17 protein-coding genes and 1 pseudogene are annotated in these 19,033 nt (G+C 39.9%); 1 reads left to right on the plus strand and 17 read right to left on the minus strand.

Annotation, left to right across the window (positions count from 1 at the left end):
- The first annotated feature begins 35 nt into the window (after positions 1–35).
- Complete coding sequence (locus RR45_RS02590; protein ID WP_031365700.1) at positions 36–992, plus strand: LacI family DNA-binding transcriptional regulator; 957 nt, start codon at positions 36–38, stop codon at positions 990–992.
- Positions 993–1,137: 145 nt separating this feature from the next.
- Here RR45_RS02590 and RR45_RS11405 read toward each other — a convergent pair.
- The 17 genes and pseudogenes from RR45_RS11405 to RR45_RS02675 all read right to left on the minus strand — a co-directional run.
- Positions 1,138–1,297, minus strand: a pseudogene (locus RR45_RS11405) (GNAT family N-acetyltransferase); the annotation flags it as partial.
- 32 nt (positions 1,298–1,329) lie between these two features.
- On the minus strand, positions 1,330–3,294 hold the full coding sequence (locus RR45_RS02600; RefSeq protein WP_031365701.1) for a KUP/HAK/KT family potassium transporter: 1,965 nt from the start codon (positions 3,292–3,294) through the stop codon (positions 1,330–1,332).
- Between the two features lie 274 nt (positions 3,295–3,568).
- Complete coding sequence (purB, locus tag RR45_RS02605; protein WP_031365702.1) at positions 3,569–4,861, minus strand: adenylosuccinate lyase; 1,293 nt, start codon at positions 4,859–4,861, stop codon at positions 3,569–3,571.
- 211 nt (positions 4,862–5,072) lie between these two features.
- Positions 5,073–6,131 (minus strand): 5-(carboxyamino)imidazole ribonucleotide synthase, encoded by a 1,059-nt coding sequence (gene purK / locus RR45_RS02610; protein WP_031365703.1) that lies wholly within the window; start codon positions 6,129–6,131, stop codon positions 5,073–5,075.
- Positions 6,124–6,618 carry a 5-(carboxyamino)imidazole ribonucleotide mutase gene (purE, locus tag RR45_RS02615; protein WP_031365704.1) on the minus strand — a complete coding sequence of 165 codons (495 nt, stop codon included), beginning with the start codon at positions 6,616–6,618 and terminating at the stop codon, positions 6,124–6,126. The genes purK and purE overlap by 8 nt, the downstream gene beginning before the upstream one ends.
- Positions 6,611–7,864 carry a phosphoribosylamine--glycine ligase gene (gene purD / locus RR45_RS02620; protein WP_031365705.1) on the minus strand — a complete coding sequence of 418 codons (1,254 nt, stop codon included), beginning with the start codon at positions 7,862–7,864 and terminating at the stop codon, positions 6,611–6,613. Before purD ends, purE begins: the two co-directional genes overlap by 8 nt.
- Before the next feature lie 134 nt (positions 7,865–7,998).
- Complete coding sequence (gene dprA, locus RR45_RS02625) at positions 7,999–8,850, minus strand: DNA-processing protein DprA (RefSeq protein ID WP_031365706.1); 852 nt, start codon at positions 8,848–8,850, stop codon at positions 7,999–8,001.
- Positions 8,851–8,929: 79 nt separating this feature from the next.
- A complete protein-coding gene (locus RR45_RS02630; RefSeq protein ID WP_031365707.1) occupies positions 8,930–9,886 on the minus strand; it encodes an ABC transporter permease in 957 nt (318 codons plus the stop codon).
- Positions 9,886–10,962 (minus strand): ABC transporter permease, encoded by a 1,077-nt coding sequence (locus RR45_RS02635; protein WP_031365708.1) that lies wholly within the window; start codon positions 10,960–10,962, stop codon positions 9,886–9,888. Before RR45_RS02635 ends, RR45_RS02630 begins: the two co-directional genes overlap by 1 nt.
- Before the next feature lie 2 nt (positions 10,963–10,964).
- The gene (locus RR45_RS02640) at positions 10,965–12,479 is read right to left on the minus strand and encodes an ABC transporter ATP-binding protein (RefSeq protein ID WP_031365709.1); all 1,515 of its coding nucleotides are present in this window, start codon (positions 12,477–12,479) and stop codon (positions 10,965–10,967) included.
- Between the two features lie 133 nt (positions 12,480–12,612).
- Positions 12,613–13,317, minus strand: coding sequence for a purine-nucleoside phosphorylase (gene deoD, locus RR45_RS02645; protein ID WP_031365710.1), 705 nt, complete (start codon positions 13,315–13,317; stop codon positions 12,613–12,615).
- The gene (locus RR45_RS02650) at positions 13,317–14,126 is read right to left on the minus strand and encodes a purine-nucleoside phosphorylase (protein WP_031365711.1); all 810 of its coding nucleotides are present in this window, start codon (positions 14,124–14,126) and stop codon (positions 13,317–13,319) included. The genes deoD and RR45_RS02650 overlap by 1 nt, the downstream gene beginning before the upstream one ends.
- A gap of 2 nt (positions 14,127–14,128) precedes the next feature.
- Complete coding sequence (locus RR45_RS02655) at positions 14,129–15,346, minus strand: phosphopentomutase (protein ID WP_031365712.1); 1,218 nt, start codon at positions 15,344–15,346, stop codon at positions 14,129–14,131.
- 123 nt (positions 15,347–15,469) lie between these two features.
- Positions 15,470–16,522, minus strand: a complete 1,053-nt coding sequence (locus RR45_RS02660; protein ID WP_031365713.1) for a BMP family lipoprotein — start codon at positions 16,520–16,522, stop codon at positions 15,470–15,472.
- 135 nt (positions 16,523–16,657) lie between these two features.
- Positions 16,658–17,065, minus strand: coding sequence for a cytidine deaminase (locus tag RR45_RS02665; protein WP_031365714.1), 408 nt, complete (start codon positions 17,063–17,065; stop codon positions 16,658–16,660).
- Positions 17,049–17,714, minus strand: coding sequence for a deoxyribose-phosphate aldolase (deoC, locus tag RR45_RS02670; RefSeq protein WP_031365715.1), 666 nt, complete (start codon positions 17,712–17,714; stop codon positions 17,049–17,051). Before deoC ends, RR45_RS02665 begins: the two co-directional genes overlap by 17 nt.
- Positions 17,711–19,000, minus strand: a complete 1,290-nt coding sequence (locus RR45_RS02675) for a pyrimidine-nucleoside phosphorylase (RefSeq protein ID WP_031365716.1) — start codon at positions 18,998–19,000, stop codon at positions 17,711–17,713. The genes deoC and RR45_RS02675 overlap by 4 nt, the downstream gene beginning before the upstream one ends.
- Positions 19,001–19,033: the final 33 nt, after the last annotated feature.

Below are 19,033 nucleotides of genomic sequence, written 5' to 3' on the forward strand. Positions count from 1 at the left end.
TATATTGCGTATTTCATATGCAATCATGTAAATTTATGGCAACTTTAAACGATGTCGCAAAAATTGCTGGCGTCACGCCCACAACTGTTTCTCGCGTGATTAACATGCGAGGGTCTCTATCTCAAAAAACGATTGAACGTGTTCATAAGGCTATGCGGGAATTGAACTATCAACCTAATGCCATGGCACGTTCACTACAAGGTAAGAAATCCCAGCTGATTGGGTTAATATTTCCTTCTGTCGCCTATCCTTTTTATGGTGAAATCATTCATGCAATTGAGTCCAAACTCTTTGAACAGGGCTACAAAGCGATTTTATGCGACAGTGAAAATGATCCTATAAAAGAGCGCGCCTACCTGACAATGCTCATGGCCAATCAGGTTGATGGCATCATTACCAGTTCTCATAACAAAGAAATTCATGAATATGAAAATGATAATCTAGCCATTGTCGCTTTCGACCGTTATCTGGCGGATGGCATTCCTATTGTTTCTTCTGATAATTTGGCAGGTGGTAAACTTGCAACTGACTATCTTTATGAGCAAGGCTGTCGCAAGATTGCTATAGTCGCAGGTGTCTCTGATACCATTAGCCCAACAGAAAATCGGCGATTAGGCTATCAAACTATGATAGCAGAACGTCACCTCACACCACTGATTCATTATCTTCCAAGAGAAAGTAACCTCAATCAAAAACGTCAGAGTATTCATCAGTTTTTAGTTGAGCAACAACCTGATGGTGTTTTTTGTACAGATGATTTGACCGCCGTCATTGTTCAAAATCTTGCAACCACAGTTCATTTAGATAATCTCAAAGTTGTCGGTTATGACGGCACGCAGGTTATCCAGAGTTTCATGCCAAGTCTATCAACGATTGTCCAACCAATTGACGACTTAGCAGAACTCATGGTCAAAATTTTAATTCAAAAAATTGAGGATGAACAGTTTACCCCTCAAGCTAACTATGTCTTACCTGTGACCCTGAAAAAATAATCTACCGTGTCAAAGGCAGATTATTGATAGAGGATACTAACATCATTTTGAAGAACGACATAACAGGATATTTCTCAACAAAAAAGAACTTAGAAGTTTATCATTACTTCTAAGTTCTTTTCTTTTCATCTTAAAAGGATTGCTCCTACCATTCTGCTCTCAAGATACCAAACTTAACTGAATCACAATATTGATTTTGCCAAAAGCGAACCTTGCGAATCCTGCCTTCTTCAATCATACCATTTTTGACCAAGCTGACTCATCCCTAGATTACCCGAATAAGTTGTAAAACCAATATGTGGTAGGTCATTCATTTCAGCCTTTCTATGCTAGCGCTTCAATCAATTCTCTCTAAATGAGGTTTACGATATTCACCAATCACGAGTGGCGTCCGCTCGACTAGCACTTCACTGAACTCAAGGCCGAACCATTTAGCTGGAGTCACGGTTATCTGACGAATAGCAAATTTAGTTTGCATGATAAATCGTGACCAGTTTGATAATTCACCTGCATGGGAGAGCTCTTCATTGAGTAAAATAAATCTGAAGTCACCGACTTCACGGTTTTCAGAAATTGAGTAAGTCTGTACTTGTTTTTTAATTTCACCCGTTGCCATTAATTCCGCAACAATTTGTCGGAGATAAATATTAACTTCTTGACTAACTCTAAAACCTAGGTGCAATTTAACAAGCACAACATAATCTGTTCCAAGTGTGTCAATTTCATATTGTTTCGTAAAAGGTTCATCCGTAACTGACACGTTGACAAACCAATAGACATGAGCACGTTTCGGATTCTTGTCTAAAATAGAATATAGAATAGGTGCATCAATTTCATCTGCCTCCATATACTTCGTTAAATATACGACATTTGTTTGTAAGATAGGCAGTGAATGGTCATCCCTCAAATGGTCAAGTTGAGATAGATATTTTTTAACAGGTAAATGTTCAACCAAGCCGTCAGTAATCTGGCTACCCTTATACCAAATATACATTATCATAATAATCGCAAGCGCAATCAGAACCGCAACATATCCACCATGTACAAACTTATCCAAGCTTGATAGCAAGAAGACAATTTCAATACCTGCAAAGAAAAGTGGTACGGCGATAGCAAAGAATGCCTTTGCACGTGTCTTGAGATAATAATGAAGTAAGAAAGTGGTCATCAGCATCGTTACTGTAATCGACAGGCCATATGCAGCCTCCATTTTAGTAGATGACTGGAAAACAATAACAACGATAGATGTCGTCACCCACAATAGAAAGTTCACAACTGGTATATATTGTTGACTACGACTCTTACCAGGATAAAGGACGTGCAAGCGTGGCAGAATTTTCAAGCGCATCGCCTCGCTGACAAGTGTGAAAGAACCCGTGATTAAGGCTTGAGATGCAATAATCGCAGCCAAAGTCGCAAAAAGAACTGCCAAAGGCATCAAGGGATTCGCAATCATGTGAAAAAATGGATTCATCTCTTTGAATTGACGAATATCAGTTGATAAGAGATAGGCAACTTGACCAAAGTAATTGACAATCAGACTGATTTTAACATAGGGCCAGCTCAAATGGATATTAGATTTGCCGACATGACCTAAATCACTATACAGAGCTTCAGCACCTGTTGTTGCAAGAAAGACATTCCCTAAAATGAATAAACCTAAATGATTATTAGGGCTAAATAATAGCTTGATACCATAAATTGGATTTAAGGCTCTCAGTACTGACAAATCTTGTAGTAAGTTAGCAAATCCTGAAACCAAAAGGAAAGTAAACCAGATAAACATTATAGGGCCAAATAATTTACCGACTGTGTCCGTCCCAAAACGCTGAAAACTAAAGAGAACTAATAGAATAACTAAAGTGATAATCACAATTATATCTTGTGAATAACCAAAAACTTCTGTAAAAATCGGTAGCGTCCGCAAACCTTCTATCGCACTGGTTACAGTCACTGCAGGTGTTAAGACACCATCCGCAAGCAATGCCGCACCACCAATAATAGCTGGAATAATTAAAAATTTCCCCATAGGCCGGACAAGTGCATAAAGTGAAAAAATACCGCCTTCGCCTTTATTATCTGCATTCAGCGCAATTAGGACATATTTTACTGTTGTTAATAAGGTAATCGTCCAAAAAATCAAGGACACACTACCAACTAAAAAATCTGCGTTAATTTCGCCATGGTTACCTGCTATCAGCCCCTTCATTACATAAAGCGGACTGGTTCCTATGTCACCATAGACAATCCCCATTGCAATCAAGAGGCCAGCTGCTGACCATTTCTTATTTAACTTCTTCATTCTAAAATACCCCTCCTGGGAATTTTTACGCGCAAAAAAAACCTAAATGTCCCAATCATTTCCGTTGAAATATAGAACACCTAAGTCTTGCCATTTAAGGATAAACCAGTGGTAAGTGATAGTCAATAAGTTTAAACATCTCACCACAGACATGTTGATTTATCCAGTCGTACACGACCTGCTACTCCCTTAAGTCAATAGAGTTATTTTAACAGTATAGTGTGTCAGTGTCAAGAGCAAACCACTAACCAAATTGAATTATTTTTACACGAATTTACAAACCAATCCGCTCAAAGACTTCTTCCACTCGACTAGCATAATAAGTTGGATCAAATAACTCATCAATTTCTGCCTTAGTCAAGATTGACATGACTTGTTCGTCAGACAAAAGTTGCGGTTTAAAATCTACTTGATTATCCCATGAATAAGCAGTTTTTGGCTGAACCAAATCATACGCCGTTTCACGTGTCATTCCTTTTTCAATAAGTTTCAACATCACACGTTGACTGTAAATCAAACCAAATGTACTATTCATATTACGAATCATATTTTCGGGAAAAACAGTCAAATTTTTAACAATATTGCCAAAACGGTTTAACATATAATTCATCAAGATTGTTGTGTCTGGTGTAATAATTCGTTCAGCTGAACTATGTGAAATATCACGTTCATGCCATAAGGCAATATTTTCATAAGCAGTCACCGCATGCCCACGAATCACGCGCGCAAGACCGGTCATGTTTTCAGAACCGATTGGATTACGTTTATGTGGCATAGCTGAGCTACCTTTTTGACCTTTGGCAAAGAATTCTTCTACTTCACGTTGCTCAGATTTTTGCAAACCACGAATTTCAGTCGCCATACGCTCAATAGACGATGCGATAATTGCTAAAGTACTAAAATACTCTGCGTGCAAATCACGTGGTAAAACTTGTGTCGAAATTTCTTGGGCTGTAATACCAAGTTTGTCACAGACATAACGTTCAACGAATGGCGGAATATTGGCAAAATTACCAACAGCACCTGAAATTTTACCTGCTTCAACACCACGTGCAGCATGCTCAAAACGCTCAATATTACGTTTCATCTCAGAGTACCAAGTTGCCAATTTCAACCCAAAAGTCGTTGGCTCCGCATGAACACCATGCGTCCGACCCATCATAATCGTCAATTTATGCTCGCGCGCTTTGTCCGCAACGATTGCTGTAAAACGTTCAAGGTCTGCACGCAAAACATCATTAGCTTGTTTAAAAAGATAGCCATAAGCCGTATCTACAACGTCAGTCGATGTCAAGCCATAATGCACCCACTTACGTTCTTCACCTAAACTTTCAGATACAGCACGTGTGAATGCCACCACATCATGACGTGTTTCTTGTTCAATTTCAAGAATCCGATCCACATCAAATGTTGCCTTTTCACGAATCTTTGCGACATCTTCTTTTGGAATTTCACCAAGTTCTGCCCAAGCCTCATCAGCTAAAATCTCAACTTCAAGCCAAGCTTGATATTTATTTTCTTCAGTCCAAATGGCTGACATTTCTGGGCGGGAATAACGTTCTAACATCTTTTTATGTTCCTTTTCTATTGTGGACATCTCTAAAAACTCAGATTTGCCTCTTTTGGCTAAATTTACCTATTGCGTCTTTATTGCTCCGTACCTTGCAGTAGCAATGGGCTTTATATGGCGAGTAATCGCAGCTACAAGATTTGTCACAATACCTATCGCTAGGAGAATTTAGCACAAAAGCCATCAAAAACAATTTTTAGAGTCACCCTTATAAACTAATCGCGCAGTCATCCGTCAAAACAGTCACATGACCCATTTTGCGATTTTCCTTTGCTTCAATTTTACCATACAAATGCAAATGTGCGCTCGGATTTTCTGTCGCAAAATGTTGTGCAGTAGATAAATCTTGGCCTAAAACTTGCAGCATGACAGCAGGTGATAACAATGCTACCTTTGGTAATGGTTCACCCAAGATACCACGAATATGTAAATCAAACTGCGAAAAATCACACGCTTCAATTGTCGCATGACCTGAATTATGCGGCCGCGGTGCAATTTCATTAACCAAAATATCATGGTTAGTCACAAACATTTCAACACATAAAGTCCCCGACAATTTCAAAGTCTGAGCAATTTTCAGTGCCATACTTCTCGCTTCTTCTGCCAAATACTTTGAAATTCTTGCAGGCATAATTGTTTTATCTAAAATATTGTTCTGATGCAAATTTTCGCAAACTGGAAAAACAGAAAACTCAGTGCCATTACCAGAAATAATAACAGAAATTTCCTTTAAAAAGCTAACAAATTCTTCACTTACACAAGGTTGAAGATCCGCAAGTTCACGCGCTTCTTCCCAATCCACAATATTTTTAACAACAACTTGACCATGACCATCGTAACCACCAGTTGCCGTTTTGACAACGTGTTTTTTAGATAAATCTAAATCATTCAAGTCTTCTAACGTATTAATGACTGTATAATGTGCTACTTTCACACCTGCTTTTGTCAAAAACTCTTTTTCAAAAATACGATTTTGAGAAATGCGTAATAAATCTAAACCTTGAGGTATTTTGTCTTCGTAAGGTGCTAATGCATCTGCCGATACATTCTCAAACTCATAGGTCAGAACATCAGAACGTGCGGCTAATTTTGCAATGGCAACCTGATCATCATACTTAGCTACAATTTGTTCAGCCACCTGAGAGGCCGGACAAGTCGGATCTGGATCAAGAGTAATGACTTTATGTCCCATATAAATCGCAGATATAGCCATCATTTGTCCGAGTTGACCGCCACCGATAATTCCTATCGTTTTCTCTTTAGTCAAGTTCGTCACTACTTTCTATCACAGCTTGTTTTTGATCTTCTCGGAATTTAGCCAAGCGAGCAGCTAAATCCTCGTCAGAAATTGACAAAGTCTGCAAGGCATATAAGCCTGCATTCTGTGCACCGGACTCACCAATTGACATCGTCGCAACAGGTACACCACCTGGCATTTGAGCGATGGACAAAAGTGAATCTAATCCATTCAAAGCACGCGATTTAACAGGTACACCGATAACGGGCAATGTTGTTTTAGCTGCCACCATACCTGGTAAATGTGCTGCACCGCCAGCACCTGCAATAATAATTTGGATGCCACGATCACGTGCAGTTTCCGCAAACTCAAACATCAAATCTGGTGTTCTATGGGCAGATACAACTTTCTTTTCATATGTCACACCAAATAAATCAAGAACATCTGCTGCTTTTTTCATGGTAGCCCAGTCGGACTTACTTCCCATAATGATTGCGATTTTAGATTGTTTAAACATTTGCTTTATCTCCAATATCGTTTCTATAAAAGAGTCCTGTTGTGTCTTGTTCTTTTAATTGTTTGTATAGGATAGCTTGTGCATCAGCTACTGTATCAGCTGATGTCTCTAAAAGATATACACGACCGCCATTCGTCACAAGTTGTCCCCTAGCATCAGCAGTCACACCTGCATAATAAGTCGTGATATCTCCCGTTGTTTTCTCAGGAATTTTAACGCCTTTGCTATAATCACCTGGATAGCCTTCTGAGGCAACGACGACACCTAAAGTGACACCGCTATTGAGCCAAGTGAATTCTGGGGTTTTATCTGCAAGTAAATCGCGCATATTAATCGCAAAGTCTGAGATTAGACGTGGTAAAATGACTTGTGTCTCAGGGTCGCCAAAGCGTGCATTAAATTCAATGACTTTAGGACCGTCTGCTGTCAAAATGAGACCTGCGTACAAAATACCTGTGTAAGGACGTCCCTCGTTGATCATACCGTTGACAACGGGCTTGATAATCGTCTCAACAGCCGTGTCAACAACCGACTGTGGTAAGTGAGGTACTGGCGAATAAGCACCCATTCCACCTGTATTTGGGCCTTTATCTTGGTCATAAGCACGTTTGTGGTCTTGCGCTGTCGGCATCATATAGAATTTATCATGCTTGACGAAAGCAAAGAGTGAAAATTCTTCACCGTCAAGAAATTCTTCGACAATGACACGTGACTTACCAAATTTATTATTTTCTAGAACATCACGTGTGAAATCCAAAGCTTGAGCAACTGTTTCAGCAACGACTACACCTTTACCGAGTGCTAGGCCATCTGCCTTAATAACAATAGGCGCTCCTTTTGATTCAATATAAGTAGCTGCTTGACTGAAATCACTAAAAGTCTTGTGGTCAGCGGTTGGCACACCATATTGATTCATGATTTGTTTTGCAAAATCTTTTGACCATTCTAGTTCCGCTGCACGTTTGGTAGGACCAAATACAGATAAACCTGCTGTTTCAAAATCATCAACAATTCCGGCCGCCAAAGCATCATCTGGTCCGACAAAAGTAAAGGTAATATCGTTTGACTTAACAAAATCAATCAATTCAGCATGTTGGTCAATGTTGATCGCAATTGTTTCAATCCCATCTAAAACCATACCGGCATTGCCTGGTGCAGCGTAAACAGCTGTCACTTCAGGACTATCTAGTAATTTTTTAGCAATCGCATGCTCACGCCCACCTGAGCCAATGACAAGTAATTTCAAGATTGTTTTCCTCTTTATGCTCTCTTTTACATTATTTTGTTTCATTCTATCATGATTATGAGTAAAATCAGGTAAAATACCAGACAAAAAACCAAAAACCAGCTTAAAACGTTCGGTTTTTTATCATATGCATCTCACCTATCATACTCCATCAAAATATCACGACCGTGGTAAACAAGTTTAGCACCCTCCTGAATTAGAAAATGACAACCATCAGATAAATTATCAGTAATATTACCAGGAATAGCAAAAACATCTCTGCCCTCTTCCATGGCGCGCTCGCAGGTAATCAAACTTCCTGAACGCGATTTTGCCTCAGTCACCAATACCCCCCGAGATAAGCCAGCAATAATTCGATTACGCTCTGGAAAATGATATTTCAAAGGCTTTTGACCTGGGCCATATTCCGTCAGTAGTAATTGATTTGTCGCAATATAGTTTTGTAGCTGAGCGTTTTCTCTGGGGTAGTTAACATCAAGACCTGTGCCAATCACAGCAATTGTCTTCCCCCCATTTTTAAGAGCTGCAATGTGACTGGCAGTGTCAATGCCACGTGCTAACCCACTAACAACGACAAAATGATTTTGCAATTCCCCAATAATTTTTTTAACACTTGCAACACCTTGTAGACTACAATCTCGACTGCCTACAAAACCTAATTTTGCTTGATGGAGTAGGCTTAAATCACCTTGATAGAACAATAAAACGGGAGGATTATATATCTCACGTAACTGTTCGGGATAAACAACATCCTGAATCGAAAATGATGGAAATTTCAGAAATTCTTGTCGTAGTGTTTTTAAATCAAGTGATCGAAATCTTTCCCAAAAAAGTGCAGGATGTTTCATATTTGATTGACGAACAAAGGCAGGTAAGCAGACCAAAGGTTTTTTTTCCTGACAGTCTGCAGTTAGTGTTAAAAACTGATAAATCAATAGATTTGACATACCAGCTTTTTTTAAACGATAGATATCGAAATTGGTCATAAAATAATCCTTTCAATACCCTATACGAAAAAAAGCTGCGATTGCTCGCAACTTTTATATCGTCTATACTGTCATCAAATCATTTCGATTTAATGTAATTGATACCATTGGCCTTAGGCCCTGTTGATTTGCCAAAGAAAATAGCTAAGACTAGAATCGTCAGAACATAAGGGGCAATTTGCAAGTAAACACTTGGAATACTTGAAATCACTGGAATTTGTGTGCCGACAACTGATAAACTCTGTGATAGTCCAAAAAACAAACTTGCAAGCATAGCACCAATTGGATTCCATTTACCAAAAATCATGGCAGCCATGGCAATAAAACCTTGGCCTGCAATGGTAGACCCACTAAAGTTAACTGAGATTTGTTGAGCAAAAACTGCCCCACCGATGCCGCCTAAGACACCTGAAATCATAACACCAGAGTAACGCATCAAATAGACGTTAATACCGAGCGTATCAGCTGCTTGTGGATGTTCACCGACTGAGCGTAGGCGCAAGCCAAAACGTGTCTTAAATAAGATAAACCAAGCAATAAATGACACAAGGATAGCAACATAACCAATCAAAGAAGTTTGTTTAAAGAATATTTTACCAATAACTGGAATTTTGTTTAAAAGCGGAAAATCCCAGTAACCAAAGCTCTGTTGGATATTATCTGTTTGACCTTTACCATAAAAGACTTTAACCAGAAAAACAGCAAGCGCTGGTGCCATGAGGTTAATCACTGTCCCTGAAATAATATGGTCTGCCCGAAAATTAATCGTTGCGACTGCATGGAGTAAGGAGAAAATCAACCCAATCACACCAGCAAAAAGTAACGCAATCCAAGGTGTTGCTTTACCAAAGGTACCCGCAAAAGTCAAATTAAAGACGACAGATGAGAAGGCACCCATAATCATAATACCCTCAAGACCGACGTTGACAATCCCACTACGCTCTGAAAATGTACCACCTAGACTTGTAAAAATCAAAGGTGTCGCATAGATGAGCATAGAAGAGATTAAAATTTGAAAAATCGTTGTGATTGTCATCAGTTCTCACCCTCTTTCTTAGCTACTTTTTTAGGTAATTGCGGTAAAATTTTCTCGATAACAAACTTAATACCCACAAAGAAGATAATACTTGCAATCACAACATTGACAATTTCTGCTGGAATACCGGTAACATTCATGCCTGGTGCACCAACTTTCAAAATTGAGAATAAGAAAGCTGCTAATAAAATACCGATAGGAGAATTTTCACCTAACAAAGCGACTGCCATGCCATCAAACCCGATAGATAGACTTGAATATTGGACAAAGAAGTTTTGGAAAGTTCCTAATCCCTCAACGACACCACCTAAACCAGCTAAACCACCTGCCATTAACATCGAAATGATGATTGTTCGTTTAGATGAAATACCAGAAGATTCAGAGGCATTGGGATTTAAACCAACTGCCCTAATTTCAAAACCAAGGGTAGTCCGTTTAAAAATAATGGCAACAATAATAATCGCAATAATGGCAATAAAGATACCGATATTAAGTCGAGAATTATTGGTAATCGATGTTAAAAATGAATTTCTAAATGTCGCATTGGCACCTACTTGAATTGTTGAATCTTTAGATGCCATCAATTTTTGATTAAAACCATAATGTACGAGGTAAGTTGATACCAGCAAAATGATGTAGTTCATCATAATCGTGACAATAACTTCACTCGTGCCCCAAAATGCTTTGAGAATCCCAGGAATAGCTGCCATAATTGCACCCCAAGCAGCGCCAATGATAATGACAAGCGGAATCATAAAAACACGTGGCATATCTGGAAAGCTTAGTGCAAACCAGACAGAAGAAATCCAACCTGCTAGGGCTTGACCAGACATTCCAATATTAATCATCCCTGCTCTCATCGCAACAGCAAAAGATAAACCTGTCAAAATCAGTGGTCCCATACTTCGGAAAATTTCGCCGATTGATTTACTATTGCCGAAAGCCTGACTGAGCAAGTCTTCATATCCCCAGATTGGGTTGTAGCCGAAAATCAGCATGATAATGGCGCCAAGCAAGAAACCAGCAACGACTGCTATAATCGGTACCATGCCTTTTCTAATTGATAAATTTTTCATGTTTACCCTTTGCCTCCTACCATCAGAACACCTAGTTCTTGTTTTGTTGTGTCCTTAGGTCTGACAATTCCTTGAATTTGACCATCATGAATAACTGCAATCCGGTCTGAGACATTTAATATTTCGTCGAGTTCATACGAAACGACTAAGACAGCTTTACCTTCATCCCTAGCTTGAATTAAACGCTTATGAATATACTCAATCGCACCAACATCTAGTCCACGAGTCGGTTGACTGACAATCAATAAATCTGGATTGCGGTCAATTTCTCGTGCGATGACTGCCTTCTGCTGATTGCCGCCAGATAGTGCTGATGCTGGTACTAGTTCACTTGCACCACGAACATCAAATTCTATCATTAACTCGCGCGCATGGCGATTGATTGCTTTATAATTCAAGAAACCATGATGACTCAACGGTGCTTGATAATAGGTTTGTAAACTGATATTTTCAGCGACGGACATGGCTAAAATCAGACCGTCACGGTGGCGGTCTTCTGGAATGTGTGCCACTGACATTTCAGTAATTTGACGCGGTCGATAGTCAGCGACATTTTGACCTTTTACATTAACTTGGCCACTTTCAACATGCTGCAACCCCGTAATCGCACGGACCAACTCACTTTGACCATTGCCATCAATCCCAGCGATTCCGACAATTTCACCCGCATGGACTTGTAAAGAAAGCGACTTAACGGCTTGGGCGCCACGACTTTCATGAACGACCAAATCTTTGATATCGAGGACGACTTTACCAGGATTTGCGGCTTTTTTCTCTGTTACAAAGGATACGCTGTGCCCGACCATCATCTCAGCCAGTTCTTTACTGCTACGACCTTCAACCTCAACGGTTTCAATCGATTTACCACGGCGAATCACAGTCACGCGGTCCGCTACGGCACGAATCTCTTCAAGTTTATGAGTAATCAAAATGATTGATTTCCCTTCCTTCACAAGGTTTCGCATGATGTCTAACAGCTCTAAAATTTCAGCAGGTGTTAAGACAGCGGTTGGTTCATCGAAAATGAGAATATTTGCACCACGATAGAGGGTTTTCAAAATCTCAACGCGCTGTTGTTGACCGACATTAATATCTCTAACTAAAGCATCAGGTTTTACCTCAAGACCGTACTTTTGAGATAACTCGAGAATTTCTTTCTCGGCTTTTTTAATGTCCAGTTTCCCACCATGGACCGTTTCATTGCCCAAAATAATATTTTCGGTGACTGTGAAGGCATCCACTAACATGAAATGCTGATGTACCATCCCAATCCCAAGTTTACTTGCTTTTGATGGCGAATCTATTTTTTTCGTCTCACCATTGACTATAATCTCACCAGAAGTTGGTTCAAGCAAGCCTGATAGCATATTCATCAGGGTTGATTTGCCAGCACCATTTTCACCCAAAAGTGCGTGAATTTCACCTTTTCTGACTTGCAAATCGATCTGATCATTCGCAACAAATTCTCCAAAAATTTTAGTGACTTTGCGCATTTCTATAACATTTTGTGCTGTCATAAAAACTCCGTTCTAATATTTTGTCCATTTTATTATATCATATTGCTGTATACGATTTCATAAAAACTCAAAAAATTCTAGGCATGACCTAGAATTTTCAAGTCAAAATTCAATTCTTGATTATTCAAATCGACTAGGCAATGAGCGTTTCAAGACCAACTCGCATCATATCCGTAAAAGTTTTCTCACGTTCCTCAGCAGTCGTATCTTCATCTAAAACGAGACTATCTGAGATGGTCATGAGACTAAGTGCTTGCACTTGGTGCTTAGCAGCAAAATAATAAAGCGCAGCCGCCTCCATCTCAACAGCCTTAACACCCATCGTACCAAGCTTGATATTTTTGTCAAATAAGTCTGAATAAAATAAGTCTGCAGATAAAACATTACCAACGTGGGTGATAACGCCCATGTCTTTAGAGATATGATAAGCCTTATCTAGCAAATCAAAATCAGCGATTTGGGGGAAATCATACTCAGGCCAATCATTTTTGATAATTCGAGACGTCGTTGCTGCTGCTTGTGCAAGGACTAACTCCCGAACATGAACATCTTTCGAAAGTGATCCAGCAGTGCCCACACGAATCAATTTCTTCACATCATATTCTGTAATCAATTCATGTGCATAAATAGAAATAGAAGGCATCCCCATACCAGTACCCATGACAGAAACGCGCACACCTTTATAGGTTCCTGTATAACCAAACATATTTCGAATATCATTAAACAAGACTGGATTTTCTAAGAAATTCTCAGCGATAAATTTCGCACGCAAAGGATCACCTGGCAATAGAATCTTATCAGCAATGTCACCTTTTGGGGCGGCGATATGGATTGACATTAGATTTCCTCCAGGATTTGTTTAATAAGCGTTTTGAATGTACCTTTGATACGTGTTGTCACTTCCACAACCTCTTCATGGTTTAGTTCAGCTTGTTTACCAGCAGCATGATTCGTGATAGCCGAAATACCAAGAACACGTAAGCCTGAGTGAACTGCAATAATCACTTCGGGCACAGTTGACATCCCAACCGCATCCGCTCCAATTGTTTCTGCAAAACGAATTTCAGCAGGTGTTTCATAAGTTGGACCAGTGAATCCCATGTAGACACCTTCTTGCAAGTCAATCCCCGCACGATCAGCCACAATTTTTGCAGTGGCTTGGTAGCCTTTATCATAAGCACTTGACATATCAGGGAAACGTGGTCCATAAGCGTCCAAGTTCTCACCGATTAAAGGATTTTGACCAGTAAAATTAATGTGATCATTAATCAACATCAATGTGCCTGGACCATGTGTCACACCGCCTGCAGCGTTAGTAACAACAACACCTGTCGCATCTAACTCAGCCATCACACGCACAGGGAAAGTCACAACATCAAGTGGATTTCCCTCATAAAAGTGAAAACGTCCTTGAAGTGCCAATACTTTTTTGCCCGAAAGTGTACCGTAGACCAACTTACCAGCATGACCTGCAACTGTTGATTTGCCCCAGTTAGGAATATCAGCATAATCAATCATGACTGGATTTGAAATTTCATCTGCTAATTCACCTAAGCCTGACCCTAAAATCAAACCAAAGTCAACATTTTCAACACCTTGTTCTTGTAGGAAAACAACAGTTTCCTTTATTTTGTCCATCATTGTCATGATTAATTTAAGTCTCCTAAGAATGATTGTCCGTTTTCTGTTGCAGGCACGCCGAAGTTTTCAGCGACCGTCGCTGAAATATCAGCATAATGCCCAATATTTAAAACACCTTGTCCAGTAAATGTTTTACTGTAAGCGAGTAATGGCACATACTCACGCGTATGGTCAGTACCAACATAAGTTGGGTCATTGCCATGGTCAGCGGTAATTAGCAATAAATCTTTTTCACCCATTACCTCATAGATTTCTGGTAATCTCGCATCAAATTCATTAATCGCATTACCGTAGCCTGCCACATCACGACGATGTCCGAAAAGTGCATCAAAATCAACCAAATTCGTGAATGAAAAACCCGTTTCAAAGTCTGGTAATTTCAGCGTCTCAATCAAACGGTCCACACCAACCATGTTACTCGCAGTATGCCCCATATCATGGTTAATGCCAACACCATTGAAGATATCATTGATTTTACCAACAGAGTAGACACTAATACCAGCTTCATTTAAGCTGTCTAAAACAGTATGACCGAAAGGTGATAGTGCGTAATCATGACGATTAGCTGTCCGAGTAAAGTTACCCGGCGTCCCAACATATGGACGTGCAATAATACGGCCAATCATGTAAGGATCATCTAAAGTAATTGAACGTACATATTCACAGATTTTATAAAGTTCATCTAGTGGAATAATGTCCTCATGCGCAGCAATTTGCAATACTGGGTCTGCTGATGTATAAATAATCAACTCTCCAGTTGCCATTTGTCGTGCACCAAAATCATCGATGACTGCTGTACCAGAATAAGGAATGTTTGCCTCACGAATGACTTTACGACCAGAGAAGGCCTCAATTTTTTCAAGCAAATCTTCTGGGTAACCTTCTGGAAAAACACGGAATGGTACTTGAATATTTAAGCCCATAATTTCCCAGTGACCTGTCATCGTATCTTTACCACGTGACACTTCTTCTAGTTTTGTAGCATAACCAGTCAACTGTTCTGTCGCAATTTGTTCAATACCAACCAATGCTTTTTCGCGTGGAATTTGACCCAAACCTAATTTCGCCATGTTAGGGACATTGAGTGCAAAATTCTCTGAAATGTGACCGAGCGTATCTGATTGGGTATCGTTTGTATCGTGGTTGAAAAATTCATCCGCATCTGGTGCAGCACCAATTCCAACTGAATCCATGACTACTAAATGAATCCGATTAAATTTTGACATATATGCCTCTTTCTAATATCTAAAAAAACAGTGCTTGAAAACTAGCACTGTCCTTTATCATGCTGATACTTATTTACTTTAAAAATAGGGCGTACAGTAGCGAATTTTTAAAGCAAATACGTCTTATTTCTCAGGGACAGTAATTTTACCTGATTTAATTTCGTCATAAGCTTTATCAACAGCAGTTTTTGCATCTTCAGAAAGATTATCATCGGCTAGGCCAACAGCACCTTCTTTGATACCATAAACAACATGTTTACCGCCTGGGAATTTACCGTCCGCTGTGTCTTTACTGATGTTTTGAACCGCTTCGCCTACACCTTTAGTTGATGAGGCAAGGACAAAGTTAGATTTCTTACCATCTTTAGAAGTATAGTTACCTTCACCTTTTTGGTCACGGTCAACACCGATAACCCAAACTTTGTCCGCTTCTTTTTTCTCTTCGTTCAATGATTTTGCCTCAGAGAAGACACCAGCACCAGTTCCACCTGCGGCTTGATAGATGATATCCGCGCCACCGGCATATTGTGTCGCAGCAATTGTTTTACCCTTAGCAGCATCTGCGAATGAACCAGCGTAGTCAACTTGTACTTTGATTGATTTATCAACAGATTTCACACCTGCCTCAAAACCTTTTTCAAAGCGTGAGATAACTTCACCTTCCATACCACCGACAAAACCTACGATTTTTGTTTTCGTTGATTTTGCTGCCGCAACACCTGCTAGGTAAGCTGCCTCTTGGTCTTTAAATGTTGCTGATGCGACATTTTTTTGTCCTTCAATCACATCGTCAATCAACACATAATTGATGTCTGCGTTATTTTTTGCTGCCTCTGAAATCGCATTGTGGAGTGCAAAACCAATACCGTAGATTAGCTTGTAACCACCTGATACAGCACTATCAAGATTTGTTGCGTAGTCAGATTCACTAGCAGATTGGAAATACGTGTAACCCTTATCTTTAGATAAATTGTTAGCTTTCCCCCAGGCTTGTAAACCTTCCCAAGATGATTGGTTAAATGACTTATCATCAACACCACCAGTATCTGTAATGATGGCAACAGTCAAGTCTGTTTTAGCTTTAGCTGAACCCGTACTTTTATCACGGCTACCACAAGCTGCAAGTGACAAGACTGCAACAGCAGCTAAACCAACACCAATTATTTTTTTATTCATCAAAATGAACTCCTCCAAAATTTAGCTCACGCAAGCGTCAGCAAGACAATAATGTGTTTTTGAAACTCTACTTTAATTTTATCGTAACTCGTATAAATTCACAACCATTTTTCAATTAAATTTAAACATATAATTCTAATTGTTTGTTTTTTTATCCAAATCCTTAAAATGATAAGGTAATAAGTCACCGACCGTTGTTTTTTTGACATCTCCAGCTTTTGAAAATAACCAAACAGGCATCTCATCTGGACAAAATTCTGTTAAGACTTGACGACACGCACCACATGGAGATATCGGCTCTTCCGTCTCCCCATAAATGCCAATCATCTCAAATTCACGGATGCCACTCGAAACTGCCTTAAAAATCGCTGTACGTTCCGCACAATTGGTCAAACCAAAACTAGCATTTTCAATGTTACAACCTTGAAAAACGAGTCCATTTTTAGCAACTAAGGCTGCACCTACTGGAAAATTAGAATATGGCACATAAGCGACACTGGATGCCTCCCTCGCTTGTTGAAAAAGCTCAATATCCATTGCCATCAGCTACATTTCCTTTCATGATATCAACACCATTAGATGTACCAAGTCGTGTTGCACCAGCGTCAATCATGGCTTGTGCATCCGCAATTGATCGAACACCACCTGATGCTTTAACCCCCATATCTGGACCGACTGTTTGACGCATCAGCGCAATATCTGAAACAGTCGCACCAGCAGTTGAAAAACCAGTTGACGTTTTAACAAAGTCTGCACCCGCACGAACAGCAGCTTGACAAGCTTTGATTTTTTCTTCATCAGTTAGTAATGACGTTTCAATGATGACTTTAGTTAGGACATCTCCTGAAGCATCCACGACGGCTTGGATATCAGATTCGACTAAATCCCAATCGCCATCTTTAGCTGCACCAATGTTAATAACCATATCAACTTCATCTGCACCGTGCTTTATAGCGTCAGCTGCCTCGAACGCTTTGACAGCAGACGTATTGGCACCCAAAGGAAAACCAATAACCGTACAAACTTTTACATCAGTAGTCGCTAATTGTTTAGCTGCAAAACTGACCCAAGTCGGATTAATACATACACTCATGAAATCATACTGAATCGCCTCATCGATGATTTGTTGAACTTTAGATTTCGATGTATCTGCTTTTAATACCGTATGGTCAATATATTTATTTAAATTCATTTGATAATCTCCACAATCTCTTTAATTTCTACTTTTTCATCTGAAATGCTAATGGCATCCAGTAACACTTGGCTTTCCTTTTCAACATCAAAATCAGCTTTATTATACAAAATCTCAAAAAGTGGCTCATCACTCTCGACATAATCTCCGATTTTTTTGAAAATCTTAAGACCGGCATCTAGGTCAAGGACATCTGACTTGACGGCACGACCTGCGCCTGCTCGCATGGCAAGTAGACCTGCTGTCAGTGCATCAAAACTGGTCACATAACCTGTTTGCGTACTGACCACGGTTTTTGAAAAAATTGTCTTATGCTCTGGCGATGTCAGTAATTCATCAAAATCACCACCTTGTGCTTCAATCATTTTCTTGAATTTTTCAAGGGCAGCACCATTTGAGAGATTTTCTAAGATAGCATCTATTGATTTATCAATACCTGCCAGACCAAGCATGATTTGTGCCAAATCAGCGATGAATTTTCTGAGTTCTGGCCTACCACCCCCTTGTAAAACAGTTAAGCTCTCAGCAATTTCTAACCGATTACCAATCGTAGCACCTAGAGGTTGACGCATATCTGTAATAACAGCTACTGTCTTGCGTCCTACTGCATTGCCTAAATCAACCATGGTTTTCGCGAGTAGGCGGGCATCTGTCATGTTTTTCATGAAGGCGCCACTACCAACGGTGACATCTAACAGAATAGCATCGCTACCTGCTGCGATTTTTTTCGACATAATTGAGCTTGCAATCAAGGGAATGATGTCAACGGTAGCAGTCACATCACGTAGGGCGTAAAGCAGTTTGTCAGCTTTTACTAAGTTATCTGACTGACCAATGACTGAAATACCGATGTCTTTGACTTGTTGGACAAAGTCGGCTTGAGTACGCTCGACTTGGAAACCGTGAATGCTTTCGAGCTTATCAATCGTACCACCAGTATGACCTAGACCACGCCCACTCATCTTAGCAACAGATACGCCAAAGCTAGCAACGAGTGGCGCTAAAATCAAGGTGACTTTATCGCCGACACCACCTGTTGAGTGTTTATCGACCTTTACACCAGGAATATCGGACAAGTCAATCTGTTCACCTGTCGCAACCATAGCCATAGTCAAGTCTGCAATTTCTGTCTTGTCCATGCCTTGGAAATAAACTGCCATCGCCCAAGCGGACATTTGATAGTCAGGAATTTCTCCTATTGCATACTGCGTAATCAACCATGTCGTTTCAGCCTTGCTCAGCGCCAGACCATCCCGTTTTTTCTGAATGATATCAATCATTCTCATCGCCTTACCTCACTTCATCTATCTCTAACAGCC

Source organism: Pseudolactococcus chungangensis CAU 28 = DSM 22330 (assembly GCF_002441885.1).
GTDB lineage: Bacteria > Bacillota > Bacilli > Lactobacillales > Streptococcaceae > Pseudolactococcus > Pseudolactococcus chungangensis.